Raw genomic sequence first — 4,917 nt, 5'->3', positions numbered from 1 at the left:
GTAGATGCGCAGCACGGTGCGACGGCCGGCCAGCTCCGCCGCCGTCCGCGACTCGCTGGTGCCGCCGTCGACGCCGACGACGTGGATGGCGTTCGCGCCGCCCGTGCGCAGGAACTCCCGCACCGACTTGTGCGCGAGCTCCGCGTGGTGCAGCTCGCCGCGGGCCACCGCGTCCGCGTGCGCCTCCTCGAGCGCCTCGTGGTCAAGTGCCGCCGACGAGTACCCGCCGAAGCGCACCATCACGGTGCCCGGTTGCCGCTGCGGGTGCGTGATCCGGTCACCGCCGGCGAGCGCGACCACGTCCGCGTCGCCGGTGGCGTCCACGAGCGCGCCGGCTGTCACCGTGCGCAGTCCTTCCTTGCCGCAGACCGTCACGGTCCAGCGGTCGCCGCGCCGTTCCACGCCGGCCAGCATGGTGTGCAGGCGCAGCACGACGCCCGCCTCGGTCACTGCCTGGTCGAGCAGGGCCGCGTAGATGGCCGGCACCACGGGCACCTGCAGCCGGTAGTGCGGCAGGTCCCAGCGGCTGAAGTCCGGCAGCGCGACCCCGGCGACCGCCGCGGACCGCCGCACCACGTCCCAGCCGATACCGCCGATCACCTGCACGCCCCAGGCGTGGAAGAGCCCGGGCAACGCCACGCCCGCCACCGTGGTGGTGCCGCCGAGGGCGCCGTTCTTCTCCACCAGCAGCGTGCGCGCGCCCAGCTTCGCGGCCTGGATCGCCGCCGGGCAGCCGGCCGGCCCGCCGCCCACCACCACGACGTCGTAACTGTCGTACATCGCGCTCCATCCGTCTACGCACAACGGCTCCGCACCGACGAATTCTTGACCGACGATAGCCCCACGTCTACCATCTCTGAAACGTTCCAATCGTTCCTTGCCACCAACGACGAGACGGCACCGTGTACGCGAAGGAACTGACCACAGAGAGCACCCACAACCCCATCGCCATCGGCGTCGCCGCGCCACGCTTCGGCTGGTCACCAGCAGGCAGCGGACCGCAGACCGGCTACCAGCTGGTGGTTCATACGGCAGACCACGACGGCGCCCCGATGACCGAAGTGTGGGACTCCGGCATCGTCGACTCCGACGCTTGCACCGCTGTTCGCTACCAGGGCACGCCGTTGCAGTCGCTCGGCCACTACGTCTGGCACGTCCGGTTGCGCGACGCCGGCGGCACGTTGTCGCCGTGGTCGCACCCCGCCACGTTCCGCACCACGTTGCTGTCCGCCGACGCCTGGCGAGCCACCTGGATCGGCGCGCCGCGGCGCGAGACCGCTGAGCCGCCGCCCGACCCGCTGCTACGTACGGAGTTCGAGCTAGGCAGTCCCGTCCGGTCGGCGCGACTGTTCGTCTGCGGCCTCGGCTATGCCGTAGGCCATCTCAACGGCCGCAGGATCGGCGACACGGTGCTCGACACACCTGTGACCAAGTACGACATCCGCGTGCTGTTCACCACCCACGACGTCGGTGGTCTGCTGCGGGTCGGTCGCAACGCGCTCGGCGTGGCGCTGGGCCGCGGCTTCTACGCCGGTCGCGACCCGGACCGCTTCGGCTGGCACGAGGAACCGTACTGCGACGAACCGAAGCTGTTGGCACAGCTGGAGATCGAGCACCTCGACGGCTCGACGACGAGCATCGCGAGCGGCGTCGACTGGCAGGTTGCCGACGGGCCCACCACCTTCGACGCGGTGTACGCGGGCGAGAGCTACGACGCCAGGCGCGAGCCGGCCGGCTGGACGGCACCGGGCTGCACCGGCGGCTGGCAGCCGGCCGCGGCGGTCACAGCACCGGCGGGGCGGCTCGAACCGGCAGCCATCGAACCGATCCGGGCCACCCGCGACGTCCGGCCGGTCCAGGTCACCCCGCTCGACGACGGGCACCTGGTCGACTTCGGCGAGATGCTCGCCGGTTGGGTGCGGCTGCGCGCACGGGGCGCGCCAGGCGCACGCGTGACCATGCGTTACGGCGAGCTGCTCGACGACGGCCGGCTGGTCCTCGAGCGCGAGCACGGCACCCCCGACCATCCACCGTGCGGGCCGCGGTTCCAGACCGACGAGTACGTCTTCCCCGACGACCAACAGGCGGAGTGGGAGCCGCAGTTCACGTACAAGGGCTTTAGGTACGTGTATGTCACGGGCCTCCCCCATCCGCCAGGCGACGACGCGTTTCTCGCCCGCGCAGTGCACACCGACCTGGCGCGCACGTCCACGTTCACCTCGTCCGACGGCCTCTACCCGTGGGTGCACGACGCCATGCAGGTCACGTTGCTGAACAACATGCACGGCCTGCCGACGGACACCCCCATGTACGAGAAGTGCGGCTGGATTGGGCGACGCACACGTCGCCGCGGACGCCATGCTCTACTGCCTCGACCTGCGGCGCGTGCTCGACAAGTGGCTACGCGACATCGCCGACAGCCAGTTCGACGACGGCTCGTTGCCTTCGGTGGCGCCGGTGCCCAACAGCAGAGGGTTCACGCGCTGGGGCGACTCCCCCGCCTGGACCGGTGTGTTCGGCTGCCTGATGCGAAGGTACTGGGAGTGCTACGGCGACCTCAGCGTGGCGCACGAACACTACCCGGCGCTGCGCCGGCACCTCGACCACCTGCTCACGGTCGGCGACGACGGCCTGGTGCCCGACTGGTGGGGCGACTGGGCGTCGCCCGGTTACCCCGAACAGCCACCGGAAGACCGCAGGCTGGCCGGCACCGCGTACCTCCACAAGCAACTGCGCGACGCCGCAGCGATCGCGACCGCGCTCGGCGAGACCACAGACGTGGACACCTACCTGGCGACCGCCGCATACGTCGCGGACCGGTTCAACGCCACGTTCCTCGACGCCGGTGCCGGCGTGTACCGCACCGCAACCGACGACGGTTACCGACAGAGCTCGAACGCCCTGCCGGTCGCCTTCGGGATCGCCCCTGCGGACGTCCGCGACGCCGTGGTGGCCAACCTGGTCGCCGACATCCGTGCCCACGACGGCCACCTCAACACAGGTGTGCTCGGCACCAGCGTCCTCTTCGACGTGCTGTGCGACCACGGGCACGCCGACCTCGCCCACGTGGTCGCGTCGCAACGCACACCGCCGGGCTACGGGTACTGGCAGGACCGCGACACGAAGACGCTGTGGGAGCGCTGGGAGGGCTACCGCTCGCGGAACCACTACTTCTTCGGCAGTGTCGTCGCCTGGTACGTCAGCCGGGTCGCCGGCATCTCACCCGCGGCACCCGGCTACCGGCGCGTCCTGGTGAACCCCGACGCGCGCGGCCCGCTGACGTCGGCCGGCGCGCGGCTGTGGACCGTGCGCGGCACGGCGAGTGCTGCATGGGTCATAGCAGGCGAGACCTTCCAGCTCGACGTCGAGGTCCCCGGCGGCGCCGAAGGCGAGATCCGTCTCCCCGACGGCACCGTCGAGGCGGTCGGTGCCGGAACCACAGGTTCGCCGTCACCGCGCCGTCGGCACCACGCGCGGAGGCCTCGCGATGAGCCTGCTCGTCCCGAGCAGGGAGGCCACGAGCGGCGTGCCCGCCGCCCGCAGACAGGGCCACCTGTGGGCGGAGATCAAGAGTCACCGCTGGCACTACGCGTTCCTCACCCCGATGGTCGTGCTCGCAGCGCTGTTCACCTTCTGGCCGATCGTCGCGACGGCCCTGATCTCGTTCTTCGACTGGGACGGCTACGAGCCGCTGACCGAGTTCGTCGGGCTGGCCAACTTCACCGAGGCCGTCACGAGCGCGCAGTTCTGGAATGCGTTCCGCAACACGTTCATCTTCACCGCCTTCGCCGTGTTCATCCAGATGCCGCTCGCGCTGAGCATCGCGGTTCTGCTCAACAACTCCGTGCTGCGCGGGAGGAACGTCTACCGCGTGCTCATCTTCCTGCCCGTCGTGACGACTACCGCCGTCGTCGGTGTCGTGTTCGCGGTGCTGCTCGATCCCAACGGCGGCACGGTCAACACGGTGCTGCAGGACACCGGGCTCGTCGACGAGCCGGTCAACTTCCTCGGCGAGGAAGCGCTCGCGCTGCCCACGGTGCTCGTCGTGGACATGTGGAAGAACCTCGGCATCACCATGGTGTACTTCCTCGCCGCACTGCAGACGATCCCCGCCGAGCTCTACGACGCGGCCAAGGTCGACGGCGCCTCGCGCTGGCAGTCGTTCCGCTACGTCACGCTGCCACTGATCCGGCCGCTGGCGCTGATCATCCTGCTGCTTACGGTGGTGATGAGCTTCAACGCCTTCGACCTCGTGCAGACGATGACCGCCGGTGGCCCGAACTACGCCACCGACATCATTCCCACGTACATCTACAGGTACGCGTTCAACCCGGAGCGCATCGTGCCGCGCTACGGGCTGGCGTCGGCCGCCGCGCTGTTCTTCGGCATCGCCGTCATCGTGCTCACCGTGCTCCTCGTCGTGCCCGCGCGGCGCGCGCGGCTGCAGCGCGACGCAGGGATCAGGTGACGACCATGCGCCGCAACGTGCTCCGCCAGCTGCCGACACACGTCGTGCTCATCGTGTTGTGCCTGGTGTGGATCTACCCGTTCCTCTGGATGCTGTCGGCCAGCCTGAAGAGCGAGCAGGAGATGCTGCTCGGCGGGGCCAACCTGATCCCCGAGGACCTGACGTTCGCCAACTACGTGCGCGCCTGGGACGCCGCGAACTTCGGTACCTACACGGTGAACACCATCATCGTCTCGGTGTCCGTGGTGGTGATCGTGGTGCCCGTGTCGTCGATGGCCGGCTACGCACTGGGTCGCGGCAACATGCCGGGCAAGCGGCTGGTGGTCGTCGCGCTGGTCGCGACCATGTTCCTGCCGAAGGGCGTGACCATCCTGCCGGTCTTCGTGCTCGTCAACGCGATGGGCCTGAACAACACTCTCGCCGGCGTGACCGTCGCCGAGTCCGGTGCG

General features: G+C 69.8%; 3 protein-coding genes. 2 read left to right on the top strand and 1 reads right to left on the bottom strand.

Features of this window, described 5'->3' with window-relative positions; genetic code table 11:
• The coding region (locus GEV07_30695) for an FAD-dependent oxidoreductase (GenBank protein MQA06877.1) at window positions 1-780 on the bottom strand (780 nt) is incomplete at its 3' end.
• 122 nt (window positions 781-902) lie between these two features.
• On the opposite strand from GEV07_30695, the gene GEV07_30690 reads away from it, so the two are divergent.
• Both GEV07_30690 and GEV07_30685 read left to right on the top strand, forming a co-directional pair.
• The gene (locus GEV07_30690; protein ID MQA06876.1) at window positions 903-3,491 is read left to right on the top strand and encodes a Bacterial alpha-L-rhamnosidase; all 2,589 of its coding nucleotides are present in this window, start codon (window positions 903-905) and stop codon (window positions 3,489-3,491) included.
• Window positions 3,488-4,468, top strand: coding sequence for an ABC transporter permease subunit (locus GEV07_30685; GenBank protein ID MQA06875.1), 981 nt, complete (start codon window positions 3,488-3,490; stop codon window positions 4,466-4,468). Before GEV07_30690 ends, GEV07_30685 begins: the two co-directional genes overlap by 4 nt.
• Window positions 4,469-4,917: the final 449 nt, after the last annotated feature.

This window comes from Streptosporangiales bacterium (assembly GCA_009379825.1).
Taxonomy (GTDB): Bacteria; Actinomycetota; Actinomycetes; order Streptosporangiales; family WHST01; genus WHST01.
This window is presented reverse-complemented; position numbering and strand designations above follow the sequence as displayed.

Excerpts from the sequence above, each read along its gene's own strand:
- GEV07_30685 (MQA06875.1), top strand. The coding sequence starts at position 3,488 with ATGAGCCTGCTCGTCCCGAGCAGGGAGGCCACGAGCGGCGTGCCCGCC.